The sequence below is a fragment of the Phycisphaerales bacterium genome, from assembly GCA_035627955.1.
Classification (GTDB): Bacteria; Planctomycetota; Phycisphaerae; order Phycisphaerales; family UBA1924; genus JAEYTB01.
This window is the reverse complement of sequence record DASPKU010000001.1, coordinates 35185-59829: the sequence shown is the minus strand read 5'-3', so window position 1 is coordinate 59829 and position 24645 is coordinate 35185. Positions and strand designations below refer to the sequence as shown.

The following is a 24645-nucleotide window of genomic DNA, read 5'->3' as shown; positions in this document are numbered from 1 at the left end:
TCTCAGCAGGTGCCGCCGCCGAGGACACGGAAGAACGCTTCGATGTCCTGGTCGGTCCCGGTGTCGCCATCCGCGTTGAAGTCGGCGGTGCCGCAGGCGGGGCAGCAGGTCCCCCCAAGGCAGGCAAAGAACGCCTCAATGTCCTGGTCGGTGCCGATATCGCCGTCGCCGTTGAAGTCGGCGGTGTTGAAGCGCAGCACGGCCGGAAGACTGGTCACGCTGCCGCAGTCATTGGAAACAACGCACCGGATCTCCACGCTGCTCGCGCCGGGGCACGGGGTGAGGGTGATGGTGGCTTCGGTGCTCATCGGTGGGCTCACGGACGCAGCGCCGCCGCACGGGAGAGGCGTAGGGTCTGAGCCGAGGGTGATCCAGGTGCTCGCGTCGGTCTTGAGCTGCCACTGCGCGAGGACGGGTGTAGCGCTCGCGGCAACGAGGCTGACCGCGGCGCCGCCGGGCGGGCAGATTCTGGTCGAGGTCGGGTGTGTTGTGATGAGAGGCGCGCCCGAGGCGTAGCGCGCCCAGAAAGACGACGCCTGCCCCGCCGCGGTGTAGAAGCTGCCGCCGGCGAACAGATCGCCGTTGGGCATTCGCGTGACCGCGTTGACCGCTCGATCGACGCCTGCACCAAGCGGGGACCAGGCCGCCCCGTTCCACCGGGCGATGTTGTTCGCGGACGTCTGGCCCGAGGTTGTGAAGTTGCCGCCCACGATCAGGTCACCGTCGGGGAGCACCAGCAGCGTGTTCACCGACGCGGGCGGAGTGTTCCCGAGCCAGGAGACGCCACCGATGCTCGACCACGCTGTGCCGTTCCACCTGGCGATCCTGCCCACATTGACGGTTCCAGAGGCGCTGAACAAACCGCCCGCGACGATCTGGCCGTTTGGGAGTGCCGCCAGCGCATAGACCGTGCCGTTGAAGCCCGCGCCCATGGGCGACCATGCCGTTCCATCCCAGCGCGCGATGTTCGTGGCGCCCGTCGTCCCGGCGGTCGTGAAGTTGCCCCCGACGATGATGTCGCCGTTGGGGAGTGGGCAGACCGCGAACACATTGCCGTTGCCGCCCGAGACGCCGCCGCCAAGGGGTGCCCACGTGGTGCCGTTCCAGCGGGCGACGCGGTTCGCGGGTAGGCCGTCGGCCGACGTGAACGAGCCACCGGCGATGATGTCGCCGCTGGGCGCCAGCGCAAGAGCCCTCACGGTTCCGTTCATCCCTGCGCCAAGGGGTGACCAGTGAGCGCCGTCCCACGTGGCGACCCGGCCGCAGGCTGTGTCGCCCGCGGCCGTGAACGCACCCCCGGCGACCAGGCGGCCGTCCGGCAGGGGGAGCGCTGTGTACGCAGAACTGTTCAAACCCGTGCCGAGCGACGACCAGCCCGTGCTGTCCCAACGAGCGATGTACTTCGCGAACGCCGCGCCGGCAGTCTCAAAGTGCCCTCCCGCAATGACGCTGCCGTCGGGGAGTGCCGCAACCGTGAGCACGGTGCTGTTCATCCCTGTGCCCAGGGGGTTCCAGGCTTCGCCGTCCCAGCGGGCGAGGTCGAGCACCGGTGTTCCGCCGGCCTTCTCGAATGCACCGCCGATGATGAGGTCCCCGTTTTCGACCTGGGCGGTGCAATAGACACGCGGGTAGTCGATGCGGGTCAGGCCTGTGAAGGGTGTCCACGCCTGACCGTTCCAACTCGCGAGGGCGGTGGCGGGCTGCCCGCCCGCGCTCGAGAAGATGCCACCGACGAGCAGGTCACCACTCTGCAGCATCAGGAGCGACTCCACGGTCGTAAAGGTGCCCCCCAGACTGGAGTTCAACGGAGACCAGTTCGCGCCGTCCCACGCCGCAATTCCGAGAGCGGTAACACCCCCGGCTGTCGTGAACTGGCCGCCCACGACGAGTTGCCCGTTCGGATACTCGTGCACGTCGAGCGGAACACCATTGAGCCCGGTGCCGAGCGCAGCCCACGTGGAGCCGTTCCATCGCGCGATCCTGTTGGCCGGAACGCCCCCGATGGACGTGAAGGTGCCCCCCGCGGTGAGGTCGCCATTGGCGAGCACCTTGAGCATGTGAATGGCGCCGATGGTGCCGGAGCCCACAGGCGCCCAAGCCGAGCCGTTCCAGCGCGCGATCGAGTTTGCAGGAACCCCGCCGATGGATGTGAAGTTGCCGCCCGCGACGAGGTCGCCGTTCGATGCCACAGCCAGATCGAACACCGCGGCGTTTGGAACCGGCCCCAGCGAAACCCAGTCCGAACCGGTCCACCGCACGACTTTGCCGGAGTAGTTGCCGAGGCTCGTGGAGTACGCCGAAGCGATCAGATCACCATTCGGCATGGTCGCGAGGCCCGAGACGATTTCGATGATCCCGGCGCCGAGCGGGGACCAGTTACCGGTCGCAGGGTCGTACAGAGCGATGTTCTGCGCCGCGGTGTTTCCAATGACCTGAAAATAGCCGGCGACCACCAGCTTGCGGGTCTGCGGCCCGGGGCCGTCAGCATCCCACCAGGCCATCTCGTTGAGGACCGCGCCGCTGGTTCCGAGAGCCCCCGGAAGCCCGTCACCGAGCAGCCACTGCGGGGGGCAGCTCTGCGCGTGTGAGCAACGGGCATGGAGCGCGATCACGAGCGCAGCGCACAGCAGAACACCCCACCTGTTCATACCCGACTCCTCCAGAGGATTCGCCGGTCAGGATAAGTTGCGTGGGGCGGGGGTGCAACAGAACTTGCGCCGGACCGGGCCGGCCCGAATGGTCATTGCAGCGGTTCTTTGGCCCGGGTGATCTGGGCGTAGGCGTTGTGGTTGTGGATCGACTCGTAGTTCTCCGAGTTGATCGAGTACCACGTGATGCGGTCGTCGCGCTCGAGCAGCAGGGCCAGGTCGCGGACGATGTCCTCGACGAACTTGGGGTTCTCGTAGGCCTTCTCGGTGACGTACTTCTCGTCGGGCCGCTTGAGCACCGCGAAGACGGGGCAGCTGGCGGCCTCCTCCAGCATCTTCACCACATCCTCAATCCACACCATTGAGTTCATGCGGACCTTGGCCTCGATGCGGCAGCGCTGGTTGTGGGCGCCGTACTGGCTGATTTCCTTGGAGCAGGGGCAAAGGCTGGCCGCGGGGGCGGCGACGGACATGACGAAGTCTTCCTCGCCGTTGGCGGTGCACTCAAAGCGCACGCGGTAGTCCATCAGGCCGGGCATCTGCGTAACCGGCGCGAGCTTCTTGATGAAGTAGGTGAACTCGGCCTCGAAGTGGGCAACCTCGGCGTTGAGACGCTCGCAGATGGCGCGGGTGATCTGGGGGATGCGGTCGGGGGTGACCGGCTCGCTGGTCTCCTCGTTCAGGACCTCGAGGAAGCGGGACATGTGCGTGCCCTTCTGGTGGTGCGGGAGGGCGACGTACATGTTGATGCTGGCGACGGTGGTCTGGTCGCCGCCGCAGCAGGTGCGGAGCTTGATGGGGTAGGTGATGTCCTTGACGCCCACACGGTCGATGGCGATGTTGCGCGGGTCCTGGGAGGCCTGCACGTCGGGCATCGGCTGTGGGCGCGGCTTGGTGGTCATGGTGGCTCCGGGTGAGGGTAGGAGCGGGGTTGAGAAAGTGAAAGTCCGCTCACCAGCTTGGGTGAAGTGGATTCGGGCTCACAAGGCCCGCTGGATGCGTCGCCGCTCTCACTTCGACGGCTTCTGGCCCGAGGAGCCCGCCCACGAGATGCCCAGGGGCACGCCAATGAGCGCGCCCGCGGCCCAGTCGAGCGAAACCGGGCGGGCGAGGTTCAGCACAGAGCCGTCGTAGACCTTCGCGAGCAGTTTCTGGCCCTCGATGGTCTTGACCAGGACCGGAGCAATGAACGCCAGCACCGCCATCGACAGGATCGGGACGACGGGTGTGAGCGTGAACGAGCGGCCGTGGGTCACCGCATGGCTGACCGCCCCCGCGGCGATGCCGGCGAAGATGGCCGCCGCCAGGGTCTGGTTGCGGGCGCCGCTGAGGGCGAACAGCCACACACCGGCAGCCGCAACGAGCACGCCGGCGGCCAGACCGGCGATGATGATGGGTATGGGGTTGTCGCGGGTGTCGCCGCGGACGAGGAGGGCGAGCGGGCCCTTCGTCGCGGGCTGCAGCTGCCCCGTGTGCAGGGGCGGGGCGGCGCTGGCGAAGAGTGCGGCGGCCGCGGCGGCCGCAAGCGTGACCAGCAGGCCTTCGACGGCGAGCATCATCAGGTCCTGTCCGTCGCCGGCACGCCGGACAATGGACTCGAGGTTGCCCTCGGCGGACGCGCCCCACGCAATGACAAAGCCCGCGCACGCCATCGCCGTTCCGAACGTGTAGAGCTTGGCGGCGACGAGGCCAACAACGATGACGGCCAGCGCCAGAGCACCGGCGGCGGCGAGGGCCGCGCCGAGGTTGCCGTTGACGAGGATGGTGATGGCACGACCGCCGTCGACGTCGCGGACGCGGGTGAAGAGCTCGGCGACCAGTGGGCCGACCGCGAGGAGGCACGCCAGGATGAGGGCCCACTTCAGGGTGGCCTTGAGCATGGCGGGCATGATGGCGGCGGGTGCGGCGGTTGACAAGCGGGGGGTGCGTCCGTGTGGGTGGCCGCGAGCCCCGGTCAGGAGACCGGGGCCACCAAGGAGCAAAGCGGAGAGGGGGGGATTCGAACCCCCGAAACGGTTGCCCGTTTACGCGATTTCCAGTCGCGTTCCTTCAGCCTCTCGGACACCTCTCCGGCTGATTGGGAAGCGAGTTTAGGCGGGTGTGTCGGCGGTTTCCGGGGCTGGCGGGTAGCGGCCGGCTCAGGCGGGCTTGAGCAGGCCGAGACGGGCGGCGAGGCGTGTGCCCCAGCGGCGATCGAGGGCGAGTGAGGTGGCGAGGTAGCCGACGCACAGCCCCGCGATGACATCAGTCGGGTAGTGGGCCGCGAAGATCACGCGGCACGCCCCCACCACAAACGCGAGGGGAATGACCAGCCGGGTCAGGCGCGGGTAAAAGCGGGCAAGGATGACCGACAGGCACATGGCCGCGGCGGTGTGGCTGCTGGGCATGGACCAAAGGTCCGAGGAGATGCCGCGCCAGAACTCCCAGGAGTAGCGGGTGACCGGCTCGCCATCGATAGCGAGCGGGTAGGGGTCGATGGACGCAAAGAAGCGGAGGGGGTCGTCGAACTTGGGCCGGGGGCGGCCCACCAGAATCTTGAGCGACTGGTAGGCAATGGCGGTGACGGCCACCGCGCCCAGGGCGTCCCACAGTCTTCGGCGGCGCAGGGGGTCGAGCAGGTACGCGCCGGTGAGCACCAGGAAGATGCACACGCCGTCCCCCCACTGCTGCACGAACAGCAGCTCGCGCCGCAGGTCGCCACCCAGTGCAAGGTCCTGCCCAGGCTGGAAGCGGGCCGTGAAGCGCAGGACAGCGCCATCGAGGGGCAGAAGGGCGGCGATCGCCGCGAGCGTGAGCGACAGGATGATCACGACGCGCCGCACCGACAGGCGCGCCGGGGCGACGCCGCCCATGCTCGTATCATCGGCCTCGATGCGTGTGGACGGGTCGGGCATGCAGGTGGCTGAGGTTCCGGGCTGGACTGGCTCGGGGCTGTGGCGCGGGTGGTCGGCAGCGGCGCTGCTGATCGTGCTGTGCCTGTCAGTGTACCTGCCCGGCTTCGCGGGCACACCGGCGGTGGACCGCGACGAATCGCGGTTTGCGCAGGCGTCGCGGCAGATGCTGGAGTCGGGGGACTACGTCGTGCCGCGGGTGCAGGGGAAGCTGCGGCTGAACAAGCCGCCGCTGATCTACTGGATGCAGGCGGGATCGGCGTGGGTGCTGACCGGCGGGGACGTTTCCAAGGACAAGGTGTGGATGTACCGCGTCCCTTCGCTGCTCGCGGCCATCGGCGTGGTGCTGGTGACGTGGCGGATGGGCGCGCGCCTGTACGGCCCGTTCGCGGGGGTGCTGGCGGGGGCGATGATCGCCGTGGCGCCGGTGTTCTGGTGGGAGGCGAGGCAGGCGCGGGCGGACATGGTGCTGGTGCTGTGCACGGTGGTGGCGGTGTGGCTGGTGGTCAGAAGTGACGGAGTGACGAAGTGGCGAAGTGACGAGGTGAGAAGGCAGAGCACGAGTGGCCGGGAAACGGCGTCACTCCGTTACTCTGTCACTTCGTCACTTCTCCTCTGGCTCGCCGTCGGCGCGGGTGTCATGACCAAGGGGCCGGTGACGCTGCTGGTCGTGGCGCTCGGCGTGCTGGCGGTCTGCATCGTGCGGCGGGAGTGGCGCTGGGTGCTGGGGCTGCGGCCGCTGCTGGGAGTCGTCATCGTTGCCGCATGCGTGCTGCCCTGGGTTTGGATGGTGGCGCGGGAGGTCGGGTTCGAGGTGTGGTGGAAGACCGTGCTCGATGAGACGCTGGGCCGCTCGCTCGAGCCCAAGGAGGGGCACGGCGGGTTCCCGGGCTACCACACGCTGCTGCTCCCCGCGCTGCTGTTCCCGGGGAGCGTGTTCGTAGGGGTGGGCGTGTGGCGGGCCCTGGGTACCCCGCCGCTCCGCGGCGGCTCTTCGGGTGCACCAACACACCGCGAGCAATCTGCTTCACAGGGGTTCAAGGCACCGCCGCGGAGCGGCGGGCCACCCGGGAAGCTGCTGCTGTGCTTTGTCGTGCCCACGTGGATCCTCATGGAACTCGTGGGCACCAAGCTCCCCCACTACACCATGCCCGTGTACCCAATACTGGCCGTGCTCACGGCCGGGGCGTGCGTCATCAGCGCGACGGAGCTGCGCGAGCTGCTCAAGAAACGCATCGTGCGGTGGGCGGTGGCGCTGTGGATGGTGTCGGTGCCGCTGTTTGCACTGATCGCCGCGGGCGTGCTCGCGTACGCGGTGCTGCCGAGCAAAGCCGGAGCCGCGGGCGCGGCGGTCCTGGGCCTGGGCATCGCGGCGGTCTTCGTGGCCCTCGCGTGGCGCGGGCTGCAGCGGGGTGACTGGCCCCGCGTGGTCGGCGTCGCCATCCTCACCTTCGCCGTGAGCGCCGCGGTGCTGGGCGGGGCCATGCCGCGCCTCAGTGGCCTCTGGGTCTCGCGGACTCTGGCGGCGCAGCTGCGGCACCTGGACCCCGGCGGGCAGTTCCCGCTCGCGGCCGTAGGGTCGGACCCTTCGCGCGGCCTGATCGGTTTCCACGAGGACAGCCTGGTGTTCGAGACGCGCGGGCGGGTGCAGCGGATCGAGCCCGCGGAGCTGGACGCCTGGTTCGCGGAGAACCCCAAGGGCTTGGCGGTGGTGCCGGGAACAATGCTGGTAGCGCAGAACAAGTACATCCCGGTGACGACGGTGTCGGGGTTCAACTACTCCAAGGGGCGGGTGGTGCACCTGTGCTTCGCGGCGGTGCGGCCATGAGGGGCAGTGACGAAGTGACGGAGTGACGAAGTGACGGAGAGTGGCGGACAATCGGGCGGCGTAGGTGACGACACCACTTCGTCACTGCGTCACTCCGTCACTCCCGAACTTCCCCCCGCGGGCATCCTGCTCGTTGACAAGGACACGGGCTATACCTCCATGGACGTGTGCGCCATCGTTCGCTCGCGCCTGCGCAAGGCGGGGCCGCACGTGCCCAAGCGGATCAAGGTCGGGCACGCTGGGACCTTGGACCCGCTCGCCACAGGGCTGCTGGTGGTGCTGGTGGGCAAGGCCACCAAGCTGTGCGACCGGTACATGGCGGACACCAAGGTGTACGAGGCGAGCATCGACCTCGCCCGCACGTCGACGACGGACGACGCGGAGGGGGCGCTGACCGAAGTGCCGCTGCCGGCGGTGCTGCCCACGCGCTCCGACATTGAGCGCATCGCACGCGAGCAGTTCACCGGCGTCATCATGCAGCGTCCGCCCAGCTTCTCCGCCATCAGCGTGGGCGGGCAGCGCTCCTACGACCTCGCCCGCAAGGGCAGGGCCGTGGAGCTGGCGGCGCGGCCGGTGCGTGTGGACGCGTTCGAGGTGCTGTCGTTCGAGTGGCCGCTGGTGCAGGTGCGGATCACGTGCGGCAAGGGCACGTACATCCGCTCGCTGGCCCGCGACCTGGGGGCGGCACTCAACGTCGGCGGCATGCTCACGGCCCTGCGGCGGACGCGCAGCGGCGAGTTCGATGTGGCGCGGGCGCGCACGCTCGCCCACCTGCCGCCGGTCATCACGCAGGCGGACCTGCTGCCGCTCGCCTGAGCATCGGCCCGTTGTTCCGCAGGGTTGAACGGAAAGCCAAGGCACTACCGCGGAGTTTCGCGGAGGGGGCGGAGGTGCGCGGAGTTCGGGTCGTGAACGGGCTTCTGAGCGTCCTGGCGGCCATTCTGCCCACCGAGCAGGCCATTACTCAGAGCGCGCGAGCCATGATTCAGAGCGCGCAAGCCATGATTCGGAGCGCACAAGCCATGATTCGGAGCGCGCAAACCATGATTCAGAGCGCACAAGCCATGCGTCGGAGCGTTCAAGGCCTGGGGCAGAGCATTCGATGCCTTAAGGAGCACGGCTAAGGCATGGAGCGAAGCGTTCAAGGCATGAAGCAGCGCGTTTAAGGCCTGGAGCAGAGCATTCTGTGCCTTAAGCAGCGTGCTTAAGGCATGGAGCAGAGCGTTCAAGGCCTTAAACAGTCCGTTCAAGGCATGGAACAGTGCTTCCAAGGCCTGGGTTGGAGTCATTCAAAGGGCCGTTTCTGCGCACCCGGCAGCCTTCCTCCCGTCTTCTCCGCGAAACTCCGCCCTTCCGCGCAACTCCGCGTACCTGCCTTCCCTCTTCGCGCCTTCGCTCCCCTTCGCGGCCTTCGCGTTCAAACGCCTCCCCGCCCGGCTGGGAACCAGCAATAACCACCAGGCCCCGGCGTTTGACCGGGGGCCGCGTAACAATGGCGCGGGCGTGGGGAGTTCTCACTCGTGAGCAGGCGGGCCGCCCGATGGCGTCCCCCATACCGAACCAAGGCCGCACCCACGGGCCAAACCCGGAGTTTCGAATGAAGACCGCAGCGAAGGCGTTGTTCCTGTCCCTGTCCCTTGGCGCCCTGACCACCGGGGCGTTCGCGCAGCCGGAGAAGAAGGAGGGAGAGCGGCCGCGGGAGCGCCAGCCCCGTGATGGCCAGCCGCGTGACGGCGGCGAGGGCGAGCGCCCGCGTCGCGGCCCCGGCGAGGGCGGGGGCGAGCGGCGTATGGGTCAGCAGCTGAGCAAGGAGAAGCTGGAGGCCGCGTGGAACGCCCAGGCGACCGCCGCGGCCAAGCGGCTGAGCCTCTCCAGCGAGCAGACCACCGCGGTGGCCAAGGCGTACGTGGAGTCGCGCGAGACGCTGCGCACCAAGATGGAAGAGATCGGCCGCAACCGCGGAGAGGGCACCAACCCGCTCGAGGCCATGCGCGAGGTCGAAGCGTCCACCCGCGAGAAGTTCGCCAAGGCCGTGACCGACGCCAAGGTGTCGAGCGAGAACGCCACGAAGCTGAGCAGCTCGCTGGGCGCCGCGGGCATGACCGGCCCGGCGTGGGACCGCATGACCGACGTGATCCTGGAGATGAAGCTGGACACCTCCAAGCAGCAGCAGGCCCAGAACGCCATCGAGGACTTCGTGGTGGCCCAGCAGGGCGTGCTCGCCAAGATGCGCGAGGACCCGCAGGCGGCCCAGGAAACCCGGCGCGAGGCCCGCGAGAACCTGAGCAAGGCCCTCAAGGGCGTGCTCAGCGAGGAGCAGATGAAGACCTTCGAGGAGCGCGTGCCCCGCGGGCCGGCCATGCGTCGCCCCGGCGGCCCCGGCGCGGGCGGCGGCGAGGGCGAGCGCCCGCGTCGCGAGCGCGCTCCTGAGGGCGACAAGCCGGCGGGCAAGCCCGAGGGCGAGAAGAAGCCCAAGAAGGACTGATCACCTTCCAAACCCCCACACGCTCGTGACGGCGTAAGCGGTCACGGGGCCTGGAGCGGCGTCCCTTGGACGCCGTTTCTTTTTTTGAACGCGAAGGTCGCGAAGGGGAGCGAAGGCGCGAAGGGAATGTCGGATGTCGGATGTCGGATGTCGGATGTCGGATAAAAGAGCGAATCGTCGCTGCGATGCATCAGGCTTCCGCCTTCTTGCGTCAGACTCCTCTTCCGTGCCCCCTCCGTGCTCTCCGTGCCTCCGTGTTTGGCCTCACTCCTCCTCGTCCACCTCGGGCGCCGGCTCGGCCTCGGGCGTCGCATGAGTCCCGGCGATCAGGCCGGGGGTCCAGAGCTCGCCGGTGTCCTGGCCGTCGCAGACCTGCCGCATCAGCAGGTACAGCACCGTGCCCCCCGAGAACCAGAAGCTCACCACGTACGCGCCGACGATGAGCGCCGGCACCGCGACCCAGAAGCCCACCACCCGCGTAGCGAAGGCCGCGGTGGGCGAGAGAGCCGCGGTGTCCACCGTGATCGACGGGTCGCCCTGGGCCTGCACGGCGTAGCCAAAGAACTCAGGCAGCAGCAGCGAGCTGGACCACAGCGAAAGGCTGATGGTGGCCTGGGCCAGGGCCCCGATCACCACCGCCACCACCACCGCCTGCACCAGCAGGATGGCGCTGTACAGCACGAGCTTGAAGGGGCGGCCGGTCACGTACGCGTAGCAGCGCTGGATGCCGTCGATGGCGTCGGTGCCCTCGCAGGCGCACGCGGGCACCAGCATGGGCGTGGCCAGCAGGTACGCCACCAGGATGACGACGGCGACAAACCCGGCGAGCAGCACCAGGAAGTAGAGCATCGAGGTCACGACGTTCACGTACGCGATGCCCAGCAGCCCCAAACCCAGCACCGCCATGAGCCCAATCAGCAGCCCCACGATCAGCAGAGGCGCCGCAAGGGAGCTGAACAGCGAGCCCCAACGCGAAAGGGCAAAGGCCAGGGCACGGGGCCAGCTCGTGCGGCGGTCGAGCGAGAACTCGGTCGCCGCGCTGCGGGCAATCGCCCCGCCCCCCACCGCCCACACCAGCAGCGCGGGCACGAACACCGCCAGCGACCCCCACGGGTACTGGTCGATCAGCTGGCGGGGCAGCTCGATGAAAAGGTCAAACAGCCCCGCCGCAGCGTCCTTGGGCGAGAGGTCGAAGACGCCGTGGATGATCTTTGAGAGCCCCCGGCGGGCGAGGTCCGACCCCATCGAGAGCGGGCCGTCGTAGGGGGTGTCGGCCCCGGTGCGGACCCACAGCCGCGGGATCTGGGCGATCAGCCCGATCAGCACGAGCATGAGCACGCCCAGCCCCAGGCGCGCGGGGCGCAGGGCCAGGCGGGCGGCGGCGAGCAGGCGCGGCCAGACGAGCGTGGCCATGAGGTCGGCGAACCCGAGGCTGCCCAGGCCGATGCCGGCGCTCTGGTGCCAACCGCCAACACCCCCGCTGCCTCCGCTGCCCCCACTGCTCCGCCGCTGCTGATCCATGCGTGCGCTGCTCCCTTACATCCTGACGTGCCGGCCTGCCGCCCTATGGCCGGGGAGCCTAGGCGAAACCCGGCCGGTCAGGTGCCGAACCATTATGATGGAACAGGGCGCGGCGTGCACAGCCAGCGCCAGGAGACAATCGCCATGGGTGGAATCAGCAGTGGGCTGCTCGTCGGGCTGGTGGTCGCCGGCATCTTCGTGGTGCTGGTGCTGATCGTGATGGGGATGTACAACGCGCTGGTCCGCAAGCGGATCGACACGGAGAACGCCTGGTCGCAGATCGACGTGCAGCTCAAGCGGCGGTACGACCTGATCCCCAACCTCGTGGAGACAGTAAAGGGCTACGCCGGGCACGAGCGGGGGACGCTGGAAGCGGTGATCCAGGCCCGCAACCAGGCCGTGAGCCTGGCGGGGGGGAGCGCGAGCGTCGCCCAGCGGGCCGAGGCCGAGGGGATGCTGGGCGCGACGCTGGGCCGGCTGCTGGCCATCAGCGAGGCCTACCCCGACCTCAAGGCCAACGCCAACTTCGGCAAGCTGCAGGAGGAGCTGACGAGCACGGAGAACCGCATCGGCTTCTCGCGCCAGCACTACAACGACACCGTGGCACGCTACGAGGAGGCCCGCCAGAGCTTCCCCACGGCCCTCATCGCCGGCGCGTTCAACTTCCAGAAGAAGGACTACTTCAACACCACCGCCGCGGTGGAGCGTGAGGCGCCGAAGGTGTCGTTCACATGAGTGAAGACGTAGGTCGTATAGGTCCCAGAGGTCCTATAGGTCCTATGGCGAGGCCGCTGGAGGCGATCGCCGCGCAGCCGCAGATGCGGGAGCGGGTCCGCGCGTACCCCGGGACGCTCACGTACCTCGACCTGATCGCGAAAAACAAGCGGTCCTCCACGCTGCTGATGATCTTCATGGTCATCCTGGCGATGCTCATGGGGTGCGTGATCGTGGCCGCGGTGGTGGCGTACGGCGGGGCCTCGGCACCCGAGCAGCTTGTGCCCTCGGCGGTCATGGGCGGCGTCGCCGGCCTGGGGGCCGCGCTGGTGGTCATGGCGTGGTCCTGGTTCGGCGGAGCCTCGGCGATCCTGTCGATGTCGGGGGCGCGGCCCATCACGCCCGAAGAGGACCTCGAGCTGTACAACGTCGTGGAGGAGATGGCGATCGCCGCCGGACTGCCGATGCCGCGGGTGTTCATCATCGAGGAGACGGCGCTGAACGCCTTCGCGACCGGGCGCGACCCGCAGCACGCCGCGGTGGCGATTACCTCGGGCCTGCGGGCCCGGCTCAACCGCGAGGAGCTCCAGGGCGTGATCGCACACGAGATGGCCCACGTGCGGCACCTGGACATTCGCTTCGCCATGCTGATGGCGACCATGGTCGGGCTCATCGTGTTCGCGGCGGACGCGTTCTGGCGCATCCTCCGGCACACCCGCCCGGGGCGGGGCGGGCGGCGGGGCGGGAAGGACGGCGGCGGGGCGATCGTGCTGGTGCTGCTGATCCTCGCGATCATCCTGTCCATCGTCGCGCCGATCGTGGCCCGGATGGTGCAGATGGCCTACTCGCGCGAGCGCGAGTACCTGGCCGACGCAGGAGCGGTGGAACTGACGCGGAACCCGGAGGGGCTGGCGTCGGCCCTGGCGAAGCTCGCTGACGATAATGAGCCGCTGATCGAGAAGGCGAACCGTGGCACGGCCCACCTCTTCATCGTCAACCCGCTCCGCAAAATGCGCGAAGCGCACCAGCGGCTTGACTCGATGTTCGCCTCGCACCCGCCGATACAAGAGCGGATCGCGCGGCTGATGGCGCTGGCACGCTAAGGACGCATCTCACCGCAACCACTGGTCGAACCAGTTGGCCGCGAGCTCGGCGACCTTCTCGAGCGTGCCGGGCTCCTCGAACAGGTGGGTCGCACCCGCGACGATCTCCATTGTGACCGGCGCGGTCATCTGGGCGCGGGCCTGCTCGTTGAGCTCAATCACCGGCTCATCGCGCCCGCCGATGATCAGGAGCGTCGGACACTTCACCCGCGGCAGGTGCTCATGCGCGAGGTCGGGCCGGCCGCCGCGGGAGACGACCGCCTTCACCATGTCGGGCTTCTGTGCCGCCGTGATGAGGGCCGCGCCAGCGCCCGTGCTGGCGCCGAACAGCCCCAGCGGCAGCGTCCGTGTTGTCATCTGGGTCCCCAGCCACTCGGCCGCGTAAGCAAGGCGCCCCGCCAGCAGCGGGATGTCGAAGCGGATGTGCGCGGTACGGTCGTCGACCACCTCTTCCTGCTGCGTGAGCAGGTCGAGGAGCAGCGTGGCAAACCCGCGGTCGTTCAGGGCCGTCGCCACCGCACGGTTGCGGGGCGAGTGACGCCCGCTGCCGCTGCCGTGGGCAAAGAGGACAACGCCGTGGGCCCCGGGCGGGACCGCGAGGTCGCCCTCCAGCACGATCACACCCGCGGGTACCTGCACCGGGTCTGGCCGGAGAGCGGAACGTGAGGTGCGTGCGACCATGGCGTCATCCTTCTTGAGGTTTACAGGCCGGTGGGGTAGGTCTCGGCCTCGGCGTGCTCCCACTCGCTGACCTGATCCAGGGGCTCGAGCGCCCGCGTGTGGTCCAGGTGCACCACCGCGTCGAACTGGTCGGCGAGCACGGCGTGGAAGTAGTGGCTGCGACGCTCGGTCTCGGGCTTATAGATGACGCCGATGGCGCGCTGCAGCAGACGATGGCGGAGCTCGGCGCGGGACTCATCGCCCTGGAGCCGCAGCGCGAAGTGACGCGTGCCGGTTTGATGGAACGCGTCCTCATAGCTGCCCGGCAGCCCGGGCCGCACGTGCCTGCGGAGGTGCGGTCCGTCCCACTCGTGCGCGGCGGTGACCGTGCCGTCGTACGTGCTGAAGCCCAAGGCGAAGCACTGATCGCCGTACCGCTGACGTGCAAGCTGGCCGAGGTTGAGCTCGCCGTCCTCACCCATCTCGGTCGCGCGGGCGTCGCCGAGGTGCGAGTTGTGCGCCCATACGATGACCTTGGCCCGCTCGCCGCGCCGGGAGAGGTGGGAGACGAGCGCGTCGAGGGTTTGCGCCATGTGCTGATCGCGCAGGTTCCAGGAAGACACACGCCCCGAGAACATGACGCGGTAGTACCGCTCGGCGTTGGCGGCGACGAGGGCGTTCTGCTGGGCGAAGAACAGCTCATCCTCCGCGGCCGGGCCGTCCCTATGGATCAGCTTCGCCGCGTCTTCGCGGAGCTCCATCAGCTGCGCCACGACCTCCTGGTCGCACTTCTCGCCCGCCCCGAAGAGCGTGCCGCGCCCGTAGTTGGAGGGCTCCTCGCCAAACTGGTCGAAGCAGGCGTACCGCTGGCGGGCACGTTTGGCCGCGTCAGGGTCGATCGACTCGAGGTACCGCACTACCGCGTTCATGGAGGCGTGCAGGCTGTAGAGGTCCAGGCCGTAGAAGCCGACGCGCCGCTGCGGCGGCAGTTCATCGTTGTGCTCGCGGAGCCAGCCGATCAGGTCGAGCACCTGGTCGTTGCGCCACATCCACATCGGGAACCGCCTGAAGTCGCCCAGAGCATCGATCGCATGCTGATCGCTGCTGGCGCCGCGGATAAAACGGTTGACGCGGTACGCGTCCGGCCAGTCCGCCTCGACCGCGAAGGCGTTGAACCCGTGGCGCGTGATCAGGTGCTTCGAGAGCGCGGCCCTGTACGCGTAGAACTCCTGCGTGCCGTGCGTTGCCTCGCCCATGAGGACGATGCGGGCATTGCCGATCCACTCCGGGATAGGGCCAAGGTCGTGCTCGCCATCGAGCTCGACCAGCTCGCGCTTGACTGCGCCTACCACGTCCCATGCCGTTCCTCCGAGTGCGACCATGCGGCTTCCTCCTCCAATCAGTGCGCGTGCCCGGCGTGGGCACGCTCGAGCAGGTGGCGGACCTGCGTGTCGGTGGTCTGCGAGAAGTCGTCGTACCAGCGGCCGACGCCGCCGAAGGGCGTCGGCGTCTCCACGCACACAATCTCGTCGGCCTCTTTCCCGATGGACCGAACGATGTCGGGAGCGCCCACCGGCACCGCGGCCACGATGCGACGTGGCTGCATCTGCCGCAGCGCCTGAATGCCAACGCGCATTGTTGCGCCGGTCGCCAGGCCGTCGTCGACGAGGATCACGATCTTGTCCTGGACCTGCACTCCGGTTGAGTGGAACAGCCGCTCGCGCCGCTCCAGCTCGGCCGTCTCGAGCTCGATGACCCGCTGCATGGCTGAGTGGGTCAGCCCGGCATCGGCCATGACGTCTTGGTTCAGCACGATCTGCCCGCCACTGGCGATCGCCCCGAAGGCCAGCTCCTCAAAACCTGGGACCCCGAGTTTGCGGACGACGAACACATCCAAGGGCGCGTGCAAGGCCCCGGCCACCTCGAATGCAACCACCACGCCGCCGCGAGGCAGCCCAAGCACGATCAAGTCAGGGTCATTGCCGTAGGCGACGAGCGCGGCCGCGAGCTGGCGGCCGGCGTCCTCGCGGTTGACGAAGGGCAGGGCCATGCTGCATTGATGGCGCGCGGGCGCTGATTGCCCATACGACTTCGGTGAGGCGGTCATGAGCGACCCTCACCGGCTTGGGAACATCGACGGCATGGGCCCGCCGTTCAGCCCCGGCGTCACTCCACCGTCACGCTCTTCGCCAGGTTCCGCGGCTTGTCCACGTCGTGCCCGCGGATGACCGCCGCGTGGTAGGCCATGAGCTGGAGCGGGATGACCGTCAGCATGGGGCTGAGCGGCTCGGGGATGTCGGGGACGTAGAGGACGTCCTCCGCGTACTTCTTGATCTGCTCGTCGCCCTCAGTGGCGACGGCAATCACGTGCCCGCCCCGAGCGCGGACCTCCTGGATGTTGGACATCACCTTGTCGTACTGGCGACCTCGGTTGGCGATGAACACCGCCGGCATCCCGTCGTTGATGAGGGCGATAGGGCCGTGCTTCATCTCCGCGGCGGGCATGCCCTCGGCGTGGATGTAGCTGATCTCCTTGAGCTTGAGGGCGCCCTCGAGGGCGGTTGGGTAGTTGTACCCGCGCCCCAGGAACAGCCAGTTCTCTCGCTCGCAGTACTTCTCTGTGACGCGCTTCACCTTCTCGTCCTGCGCCAGCACACGCTCGATCTTCTCGGGGATGCTGTCGAGGGCGCGGAGGTACTCCCCGCACTGGTCCGGCGACATGAAGCGGCGGCGGGCCATGAACAACGTGATCATCGTGAGCACGGCCACCTGCCCTGTGAAGGCCTTGGTGGAAGCGACGCCGATCTCCGGGCCCACACGCAGGTACACGCCCGCGTCGGTCTCACGCGAAATGGACGAGCCCACCACGTTGATCACGCCGAGAGCCAGCGCCCCCCGGTCGCGGGCTTCATGCAGCGCAGCCAGCGTGTCGGCGGTCTCGCCCGACTGGCTGACGGCGACGACCACCGTGCCGTCCTCGATGATCGGGTTGCGGTAGCGGAACTCGCTCGCGTACTCGGCGACGGACGGGATTTTGGCAAGGTCCTCGAGCAGGTACTCGCCGATCATCGCGGCGTGCAGGGCCGTGCCCTGCGCCGTCAGCACGATGCGGCGCGCCTTGGTCAGCTCCTTGGAGAGGTTTGACAGCCCACCAAGGACGACCTTGCCATCAGCAGGGTTGAACCGCCCACGGAAGCAGTTCCGCAGCGCCTTGGGCTGCTCGAAGATCTCCTTCTGCATGAAGTGCGAGTAGGCGCCCAGCTCGATCTCCTGGAGCTCGAGCTCGAGCTGCTCGACCTTGGGCGTGACCGGCACGTTGTGAATGGTTGAGGTGCGGAACCCCTTCGGCGTCACCTTCACCACCTGGTAGTCATCGAGGTTGAAGGCCTGCGACGTGTGCGACACGATCGCGGAGCCGTCCGACGCGATGATGAACTCGCCGTTTCCCACCCCCACCATCAGCGGCGACCCCTTGCGGGCGGCCACCAGCGTCTCGGGCTCCTTCTCGCACATCACCACGATGCCGTACGCCCCGGTGCACTCGCGGAGGGCCGCCTGCACCGCCGCCTCGAGGTCGCCCTCGTAGAGCTCCCCGATGAGCATCGCCAGCACCTCCGTGTCGGTCTGGCTCCGGAACTTGTGCCCCTTCTCCTCCAGCAGCGTGCGGAGGGAGGCGTAGTTCTCGATGATGCCGTTGTGGATCAGGCAGATGCCGGACTTGTCGTCGGTGTGGGGGTGCGCGTTGATGTCCGTCACGCCGCCGTGGGTCGCCCATCGGGTGTGGCACATGCCAATGGTGCCAGGGAGCCCGCCCATCTCCTCGAGCTTGTCCTCAAGGTTCGCAACACGCCCAACGGTCTTGACGACCTTGATCTTGCCGCCGTCGATGGTGGCCAGCCCGGCGGAGTCATAGCCGCGGTACTCGAGGCGCTTGAGGCCCTCAAGGAGGAGGTTCTGGCAGGGTTTGGTGCCGACGTAGGCGACGATTCCGCACATGCTTGTAGGTCCCGGGAGATGCGTTCCAACCGCGGCGGCCCGGGTCGGAACGGACTGTAGGTGGTCCGAGAACCCGGGCTTTGACTTGGGGCGTGCGCCCGTACCTCTACTCATCGGCCAGCTGGAGGGTTCGGTTGCACGAGGTGAGTGGGTTCCCGTGGGTCTCGCCGGCGCTTCTCAGGCCGGGTGGATGAAACGAACTCCAGTGGTTCGATGAGAAGGGCGGGTTGCTTACTCATCCGGCACAGACGGTGGGAGGGTGCGATGAACAAACCGGGTGATTACGTGTAAGCACGCGCTCATTGAAGGCGCGGTCAGGGGCAGAATAGTTTGCCTTTACTACGCCGAAAAGGCCTGTGTTTACAGGCTTCTGCGCACGGGTTCGCGCCAGTCACCGGGTAAACTTTTGTTGGCTCGACCAGCACGATGTATCTCTTCGTGGTCCGCATTCCCCACCGTCAAAGGTGAGTCGGGAAGTTACGGAGGACGTCCGGCGCAGGCGTCGCCCGGTCCGCACGCGCCGTCTCATTCACCGGGTCGCCCCCACAAACGGGGACAGGAGATCGCGACCATGAAGAAGATTCTCGCAGCAGTTCTCGTTTCGGCCGCAGGGCTCGCCTCTACGGCCCAGGCCCAGCTGGTGGACATCAGCCAGCCCAACACGACCCTGGCGTCGGTCATCGGCCGCCAGTTCATCGTGGGCGACAAGCTGTTCACCATGCCCGCCAACGCGTTCCAGTCGGCGGACTTCAACGCCAGCCAGATCTTCATCTCCCCGCTGAGCACCCCGAACCCGAACGTGGGCGTGGGCTTCCGCCTCACCGGCGCCTTCAACGACGCCCCGGGCGGCGTGGGCACCGACTTTATCCTGCAGTACACGGTCGAGATCCTGCCCCAGTTCATCGCCCAGGGCATGCGGTTCTCCGGCGCTGACCTGCGCTTCAACGGCTCGGCCACCGGCAACGGCTCCTTCGCCCGCGTTGACGAGACGGTGATGAACGTCAACAACCAGATCCTGGGCAACCACTCGGTCTACGCCATCGGCGGCGGCGCCTCCGACCACCAGGACACCTTCGCCAGCGTGCTGGGCATGACCAAGCTCAAGCTGGTCAAGGACGTGCAGTTCTTCGCCAACGGCCCGACCGGCACCGCGGCCGCGTCCTTCGTCGACCAGGCCTTCAACCAGGTCGTCATCCCGCTGCCCACCACCGGCGCTCTCGCGGCGGCGGGCCTGGGCGCCCTGGCGATCCGTCGTCGCCGTCGCTAACTCAGCACTCCCGGCGGGCGGGGGCGATTCGCTCGGAAAGCCCCCACCGCCATCAGGTTCCTCAGCCGAGCTCTCGGCCTTCTAACTCGGACGCAGGAGAACATCGATGCACAGGAAAGCAGTTGCCGGCGCAGTGCTCATGGCGCTGTCTCTGGCGGGCGCAGCGAGCGCCCAGACGATGATCGACATCGACCAACCCGGCATGACGCTGGCCAACGTCCTTGGCCACTCATTCCGCGTGGGCGACAAGATCTTCACCTTCACCCAGAACTCGTTCCTCTCGGACCAGTTCAACGCCAACCAGATCTTCATCAGCTCCTTCCAGAACGCCGACCCGATGACGGGCGTGGGCTTCCGGCTCACGGGCGCCTTCAACGACCTCACCCCGGGCGACCTCGACCCCAGCGGCTTCATGCTCACCTACTCGGTGACCGTGGCCCCTGAGTTCGCGGCCCAGGGCTACCGCCTCACGCACGGCCAGCTGCGCTTCAACGGCGCCGCGACCGGCGCCGGCTCGTTCGCCCGCGTGGACGAGACGATGCGCACCGCCGCCGACATGCTGATCGGCACCGGCAACGTGCAGGCCACCGAGGGTGGTCCCAACGTGTACGGGCACGACTTCGTGTCGAGCGAGCCCGTCACCCACATCAACGTCGTGAAGAACGTGCGTTTCTTCGCCGCAGGTGAGGGCGGCACGGCTTCCGCGTCGTTCGTCGACCAGGGCTTCGGGCAGACGGTCATCATCCCGCTGCCCGGGACGGCCGGGCTGGGGTTGGCCGGCCTGGGGCTTGTTGCCCTCCGTCGCCGGCGCCGCTGAGCCGCGCACCGTACTGAAACCCCTTCTGCGCGATCACACGGGCGTGCCGATTCCTCCCGGCACGCTCGTGTTTTTTTGCCGCCTGCCCCAGTTTTGAAAGCACGACCCGGTGACCGATAGGATCGGCACCGATGCTGGTCTCCCAGGCCCACTCCTTCACGCAGCAGGCGCGCCTCGCAATCACCCTGGCGTGGGTGGCCGGTTTCACCAACGTCATGACGCTGCTGACCTGCGCGACCGTGACGAGCCATGTCACAGGGTCAGTGTCGCTTTGGGGCGAGCGGCTCGCGGAGGGCCGCTGGCCGGCCTTCATCTCCTTCCTGCTAGCGGCGTTCTTCGCGGGCGCGGTGCTGTCGGCCCTGTGCACCGAGACCGGGCGGCGGCGCGGTTGGGAGTCGATCTACGTGCTGCCCATCACGCTCCAGCTCGCGATGCTCGCGGCGTTCGCGTGGCTGGTTCGGTCGCACGTGCCGGGGTCGGTAGAGACGGGGGCACGCCTGCACGTGATGACCGGGCTTGCGTCCGCGGCCATGGGCCTCCAGAACGCGACCATCACGCGCATCTCGGGCGGCGTGATCCGCACCACCCACATGACTGGCGTATTCACCGACCTGGGGCTCGAGCTCGTGCAGTTCCTGTACTGGCTGCGCGACCGCAACCGCAGCAGCCCCCCCGCTCCCGCCACGGCCCTCGTCCACAGCGTGCGCACGCACCCGACCGCGCGCCGCCTGGCTTTGCTGTTCTCGGTGGTGGCCTCATTCGCGGTGGGCGCGGGGGTGGGGACCTTCGCGTACGAGCGGCTGCCGGAGTGGGCGATGTTCGGCCCAGTGCTGCTGCTGCTCTGGATCGTGTGGCACGACGTACGCACGCCGATCTGTGAGATCGAGCCCTCAACACTCGTCGAGGGCTCCGGCGGGTTTGGTCTCCCGTACGGTCTGGCCCTGTACCACCTGCGCAAGGACCGCGACCGTAAAGGCGGCGTGCACCGGTTGCCCGACCTGCTGCGCTGGTGGGAGCGGCTGCCGTTGGACAAGCGGGTGGTCATCCTGGACCTCACGGATGTCACAGTGATCGACGACAACGCCGCCCTGGAGCTTCGGGCGCTGCTGAAGCAGGCGCGCGCGGCCGGGCGGCGGGTGCTGGTTGCGGGCGTCACCGGTGAGCAGTATCGCTCGATGCGTGATGCGGGCGCGGGGGATGCGCTGGATCAGTCCACGGTGGTGCCCGATGTGGAGCTGGCGGTGGCGAGGGGGTTATCGGAGCTCGAGGAGCTGGTGCGGCCGCGGGTGTAGTGGCTGCCTCACCGCCACCAGGTGCTGGCCCCGTACTCCGCCTGTTCGCCGAGCTGCTCGGCAATGCGGATGAGCTGGTTGTACTTCGCGTTGCGGTCGCTGCGGCACGGGGCTCCAGTCTTGATCTGCCCGCAGTTGGTCGCCACGGCGATATCCGCGATGGTCGAGTCCTCAGTCTCGCCGCTGCGGTGGCTGAGCACCGCCGCGTAGCGGTTCCGCATCGCCAGGTTCACCGCGTCGAAGGTCTCGCTCAGTGTGCCGATCTGGTTGACCTTCACGAGGATGGCGTTGGCCGCGTTCTCCTTGAGCCCGCGCTGGAGGAACTTCTTGTTGGTGACGAACAGGTCGTCGCCAACGAGCTGCACCTTCTGCCCCAGGGCCGCGGTGAGCTTCTTCCAGCCTTCCCAGTCGTTCTCGGCCAGCCCATCCTCGATGGAGCGGATCGGGTACTTCTTGCACCAGCCGGTCCATAGGTCGATCATCTGGTCAGTCGTGAGCACGTCCTTGGTGCTCTTGAAGAGCATGTAGCCCTTCTTGCCCGCCTTCTCCGCGTGGTTCCAGCACTCGCTCGTCGCTGGGTCCAAAGCCACGAAGATCTGCTCGCCCCACTTGTACCCGGCCTTCGCGGTGGCCTCTTCCAGCAGCTTCAGCGCGTCCTCGTTGTCCTTGAGGTTGGGCGCGAAGCCGCCCTCATCCCCCACCGCCGTGGAGAGGTTCTTGTCCTTCAGCACCTTCTTGAGCGTGTGGTAGATCTCCACGCCCGCCCGCATCGCGTCCCCGAAGTTGCTGAACCCCCACGGCTGGATCATGAACTCCTGGAAGTCCACCGTGTTGTCCGCGTGCGCCCCGCCGTTGAGCACGTTCAGCATCGGCACCGGCAGCACCTTTGCGCCTGCCCCGCCCAAGTAGCGGAACAGCGGCAGATCGCTCGCCAGGGCCGCGGCCTTCGCAACCGCCATCGACACACCCAGAATCCCGTTCGCCCCCAGGTTCGCCTTGTTGGGACTGCCGTCGAGCCGGTTCAGCATGTAGTCGATCGCCTCCTGATCGCGGGCGTCGTGGCCCAGCAGCTCCGGGGCGATCTTCTCGTTCACGTTCTCCACGGCGTTCATCACGCCCTTGCCCAGGTACACCTTCTTGTCCCCGTCCCGCAGCTCAACCGCCTCGTGCTCGCCCGTTGAGGCGCCCGACGGCACCGCCGCCCGGCCGAGGAACCCGGAATCGAGCACCACATCGACTTCGACCGTCGGGTTGCCGCGGGAATCGAGGACCTGGCGTGCGGAGATGGACTGAATATCGAAGGACATGCGCGGCCTCCCATTGGTTGAGCCGCGGCCGGTGAGCGGTCTGCGGCGGGAAGGCAAGCGTACACGCGCCTGGGCCACTTGGGCAGGGCCCGTGCAGCGCCGGATGAAGAGCGGCCCGCGATCCCTCCCGGCACCGGGTCGGGGTCTATCGTTTGGTTCTCAAGCGATCACGGACGCCGCTATGCCGACCTCACCCGAAGGGTTCATCAAACGCACGGTTCAGCTTCAGGCCGACCTTGTGGAGCAGGGCCGTCGCGTGCAGGGCATGCTCGAGCAGGCCTTCGACACCATCTTCGCCGGCAACGTCGAGCGGGCGGGCGTGGTGATCGCCCAGGACGACATCATCGACGCCGCGGATGTGCAGATCGAGCGGGCATGCGTTGACATGCTGACCGACGCAACGCGTCAGGGCAGCGAGCTCAACCCCGGCCAGCTGCGGGCGGTGCTGACGATTGCCAAGGTGAACAACGAGATGGAGCGGGTGGCCGACGTCGCCTGCGACCTCGCGGACATGGGCCGACAGATCGCGATCGCGCCGATCCGCATGCCGATCCCCGACACCTTCCGCGTGATGGCCAACAGCGTCGTGGGCATCCTGCGGGACGTCAACACCTCGGTCATGCGTAACGATCCCCACCTGGCCAACATCGTGCTCCAGAGCCAGCACGCCGTCACGGCCTTCAAGGACGCCATTCTGCGCGACGCCGAAGAAAAGATCGCCCGCGGGATCATGCCGGTGGAGCACGCCTTCCGCCTGCACGAGGTGGCGACCATGTGCGAGCTGATCGCCGACCACTGCACCAACATCGCCGAGCAGGTGATCTACCTGACCACGGGCGCGATCGTGCGGCACACGCAGACGAGCTGGGTGCAACTGCCCCGCCCGGCGGCGACATGAGGCGTGACACTCACCAACCCGACAACGTGAAACGTCCTCCGCACCGGCGGCCCACGAGGGCCGCTGGCAGGCACGACCGACGCAGCGCGGCCGAGCAGGCGGATCGTCTGGATCGGCGGGCATTCGCTCTATACGAGTCGTGCCCCGAGGCCATCGCGGACCAAATCTCGCTTCTCCGCCGCGCGGTTCGATTCGCGCCGAATGACCTGTACCTGCTCGCAAAGCTCGGCAACCGGCTGTGGGAAAACCGGGAGCTCGATGAGGCCGAGGTGTGGTACCGACGCGCCGCAGTCGCGGAGCCGGAGAACTGGGACGGCGTCGGGTTCTGCGGAGCGTTCCTTCAATGCGTTTACGAAGGAGACGAGGGCTTGCGCATGATCGAGACCGCCGCACATCATGACCCGGAGGGGTGGGCATTCAAGTACGGGCGTGCGCTCTACAAAGCGGGCGATCTGGAAGGCGCCATCGTCCAACTCAGGCTCGCCCTCGAGATCGATCCCCAGAACGAGCGTGCCGCTTCGCTGCTGGCAAAGCTCACTGAACAGCCCGAGTGAGCGCAACCGCTCTCTCGATCGGCCCATCCCAAAAACGAGAACACGGAGCACAGGCGCCGGGCTTTCGCGCGGCGGGTGTACTCCGTGCAGATCCAATCCGGGCCGGAGCCCGGGCTGGTGTTGAGGGATCAGTCGCGGGCGCCGTTGTCCTCGGCGGCGTCCTCGATGTTCTCACCCAGCGAGTCGACGTCGTCGCCGAAGCCGCGGGTCGTGTTGCAGGCAGGGAGGACGCAGGCGGCGCCAACCAGGCAGGCGAGCGCCATCAGACGAGCAATGTACTTCTTCATAGGTGACTCCTTTCACAAGCTGCCCGGCGGCAAACGACACACCGCCGGGCTGGCCGCGGATGCGTTCGGGTTAGTCGCGGGCGCCGCTGTCACGGGCCTCGTCGGAGAGGTTCTCGCCGCCGCTCTGCAGGTCCTCGCCGAAGCCCTTGGTGGTGTTGCAGGCCGTCATCGCGACGGTCGTGAGGGCCAGGGCCAGCAGGGCCAGGATCTTGGTCACGTTCTTCATGGTTCTGCTCCTAGTGAGTCGTTGCCGTGGTTCCGGGGCTCGGGACACGGTCCGCGACCCGGCAGGCGTCACCCTTTCAGTACGATGCATCCAGCACAGAACCGCTGAGTCCCGGGTGAACTGCGGTTCGGAGTGTGGTGGCTGGTTGGGC

At 67.8% G+C, this 24645-nt stretch carries 22 protein-coding genes and 1 tRNA gene; 10 read left to right on the top strand and 13 right to left on the bottom strand.

What is annotated here, in order from left to right; translation table 11 throughout:
- Positions 1-2: 2 nt before the first annotated feature.
- The 5 genes from VD997_00255 to VD997_00235 form a co-directional block, all read right to left on the bottom strand.
- On the bottom strand, positions 3-2648 hold the full coding sequence (locus VD997_00255) for a hypothetical protein (GenBank protein HYE60399.1): 2646 nt from the start codon (positions 2646-2648) through the stop codon (positions 3-5).
- 92 nt (positions 2649-2740) lie between these two features.
- Positions 2741-3550 carry a GTP cyclohydrolase FolE2 gene (folE2, locus tag VD997_00250; protein HYE60398.1) on the bottom strand — a complete coding sequence of 270 codons (810 nt, stop codon included), beginning with the start codon at positions 3548-3550 and terminating at the stop codon, positions 2741-2743.
- Positions 3551-3658: 108 nt separating this feature from the next.
- Entirely contained in the window at positions 3659-4528 is an 870-nt protein-coding gene (locus VD997_00245; protein ID HYE60397.1) for a hypothetical protein, read from the bottom strand.
- A 104-nt stretch (positions 4529-4632) separates the two neighbouring features.
- Positions 4633-4719: transfer RNA gene (locus tag VD997_00240), tRNA-Ser, on the bottom strand.
- A 67-nt stretch (positions 4720-4786) separates the two neighbouring features.
- Positions 4787-5542 carry a phosphatase PAP2 family protein gene (locus tag VD997_00235; protein ID HYE60396.1) on the bottom strand — a complete coding sequence of 252 codons (756 nt, stop codon included), beginning with the start codon at positions 5540-5542 and terminating at the stop codon, positions 4787-4789.
- Between VD997_00235 and VD997_00230 the strand changes: the two genes are divergently transcribed.
- From VD997_00230 to VD997_00220, 3 genes are all read left to right on the top strand, one after another.
- Positions 5520-7367: a glycosyltransferase family 39 protein gene (locus VD997_00230; GenBank protein ID HYE60395.1), complete on the top strand. Its 1848-nt coding sequence runs from the start codon at positions 5520-5522 to the stop codon at positions 7365-7367. The genes VD997_00235 and VD997_00230 overlap by 23 nt on opposite strands.
- 30 nt (positions 7368-7397) lie before the next feature.
- Positions 7398-8183 (top strand): tRNA pseudouridine(55) synthase TruB, encoded by a 786-nt coding sequence (truB, locus tag VD997_00225; protein ID HYE60394.1) that lies wholly within the window; start codon positions 7398-7400, stop codon positions 8181-8183.
- 781 nt (positions 8184-8964) lie between these two features.
- Complete coding sequence (locus VD997_00220; protein ID HYE60393.1) at positions 8965-9852, top strand: hypothetical protein; 888 nt, start codon at positions 8965-8967, stop codon at positions 9850-9852.
- A gap of 264 nt (positions 9853-10116) precedes the next feature.
- On the opposite strand, the gene VD997_00215 is transcribed toward VD997_00220, so the two are convergent.
- Positions 10117-11373, bottom strand: a complete 1257-nt coding sequence (locus tag VD997_00215) for a hypothetical protein (GenBank protein HYE60392.1) — start codon at positions 11371-11373, stop codon at positions 10117-10119.
- Positions 11374-11517: 144 nt separating this feature from the next.
- Here VD997_00215 and VD997_00210 point away from each other — a divergent pair, with 144 nt between their 5' ends.
- Both VD997_00210 and VD997_00205 read left to right on the top strand, forming a co-directional pair.
- A complete protein-coding gene (locus tag VD997_00210) occupies positions 11518-12108 on the top strand; it encodes a LemA family protein (protein HYE60391.1) in 591 nt (196 codons plus the stop codon).
- A gap of 44 nt (positions 12109-12152) precedes the next feature.
- Positions 12153-13190, top strand: coding sequence for a M48 family metallopeptidase (locus tag VD997_00205; GenBank protein HYE60390.1), 1038 nt, complete (start codon positions 12153-12155; stop codon positions 13188-13190).
- A gap of 9 nt (positions 13191-13199) precedes the next feature.
- On the opposite strand, the gene VD997_00200 is transcribed toward VD997_00205, so the two are convergent.
- The 4 genes from VD997_00200 to glmS form a co-directional block, all read right to left on the bottom strand.
- Complete coding sequence (locus tag VD997_00200; protein HYE60389.1) at positions 13200-13871, bottom strand: alpha/beta family hydrolase; 672 nt, start codon at positions 13869-13871, stop codon at positions 13200-13202.
- A gap of 20 nt (positions 13872-13891) precedes the next feature.
- A complete protein-coding gene (locus tag VD997_00195; protein HYE60388.1) occupies positions 13892-15232 on the bottom strand; it encodes an erythromycin esterase family protein in 1341 nt (446 codons plus the stop codon).
- A 17-nt stretch (positions 15233-15249) separates the two neighbouring features.
- The gene (locus VD997_00190; protein ID HYE60387.1) at positions 15250-15900 is read right to left on the bottom strand and encodes a phosphoribosyltransferase; all 651 of its coding nucleotides are present in this window, start codon (positions 15898-15900) and stop codon (positions 15250-15252) included.
- Between the two features lie 116 nt (positions 15901-16016).
- On the bottom strand, positions 16017-17846 hold the full coding sequence (glmS, locus tag VD997_00185; protein HYE60386.1) for a glutamine--fructose-6-phosphate transaminase (isomerizing): 1830 nt from the start codon (positions 17844-17846) through the stop codon (positions 16017-16019).
- A gap of 571 nt (positions 17847-18417) precedes the next feature.
- On the opposite strand from glmS, the gene VD997_00180 reads away from it, so the two are divergent.
- From VD997_00180 to VD997_00170, 3 genes are all read left to right on the top strand, one after another.
- The gene (locus VD997_00180; protein HYE60385.1) at positions 18418-19113 is read left to right on the top strand and encodes a hypothetical protein; all 696 of its coding nucleotides are present in this window, start codon (positions 18418-18420) and stop codon (positions 19111-19113) included.
- 106 nt (positions 19114-19219) lie between these two features.
- Positions 19220-19930 carry a hypothetical protein gene (locus VD997_00175; GenBank protein ID HYE60384.1) on the top strand — a complete coding sequence of 237 codons (711 nt, stop codon included), beginning with the start codon at positions 19220-19222 and terminating at the stop codon, positions 19928-19930.
- Between the two features lie 131 nt (positions 19931-20061).
- A complete protein-coding gene (locus tag VD997_00170; GenBank protein HYE60383.1) occupies positions 20062-21222 on the top strand; it encodes a DUF1275 family protein in 1161 nt (386 codons plus the stop codon).
- Between the two features lie 8 nt (positions 21223-21230).
- Here the strand turns inward: VD997_00170 and eno are convergent, their stop codons facing one another.
- Positions 21231-22529 (bottom strand): phosphopyruvate hydratase, encoded by a 1299-nt coding sequence (gene eno, locus VD997_00165; GenBank protein HYE60382.1) that lies wholly within the window; start codon positions 22527-22529, stop codon positions 21231-21233.
- A 181-nt stretch (positions 22530-22710) separates the two neighbouring features.
- Between eno and VD997_00160 the strand changes: the two genes are divergently transcribed.
- Together VD997_00160 and VD997_00155 are read left to right on the top strand one after the other, a co-directional pair.
- Positions 22711-23427 carry a PhoU domain-containing protein gene (locus VD997_00160; GenBank protein ID HYE60381.1) on the top strand — a complete coding sequence of 239 codons (717 nt, stop codon included), beginning with the start codon at positions 22711-22713 and terminating at the stop codon, positions 23425-23427.
- Between the two features lie 26 nt (positions 23428-23453).
- Complete coding sequence (locus tag VD997_00155; GenBank protein HYE60380.1) at positions 23454-23981, top strand: tetratricopeptide repeat protein; 528 nt, start codon at positions 23454-23456, stop codon at positions 23979-23981.
- A gap of 128 nt (positions 23982-24109) precedes the next feature.
- Here VD997_00155 and VD997_00150 read toward each other — a convergent pair whose 3' ends face one another.
- Both VD997_00150 and VD997_00145 read right to left on the bottom strand, forming a co-directional pair.
- The gene (locus VD997_00150; GenBank protein HYE60379.1) at positions 24110-24268 is read right to left on the bottom strand and encodes a hypothetical protein; all 159 of its coding nucleotides are present in this window, start codon (positions 24266-24268) and stop codon (positions 24110-24112) included.
- 70 nt (positions 24269-24338) lie between these two features.
- Positions 24339-24494 carry an entericidin A/B family lipoprotein gene (locus VD997_00145; GenBank protein HYE60378.1) on the bottom strand — a complete coding sequence of 52 codons (156 nt, stop codon included), beginning with the start codon at positions 24492-24494 and terminating at the stop codon, positions 24339-24341.
- Between the last annotated feature and the right edge of the window lie 151 nt (positions 24495-24645).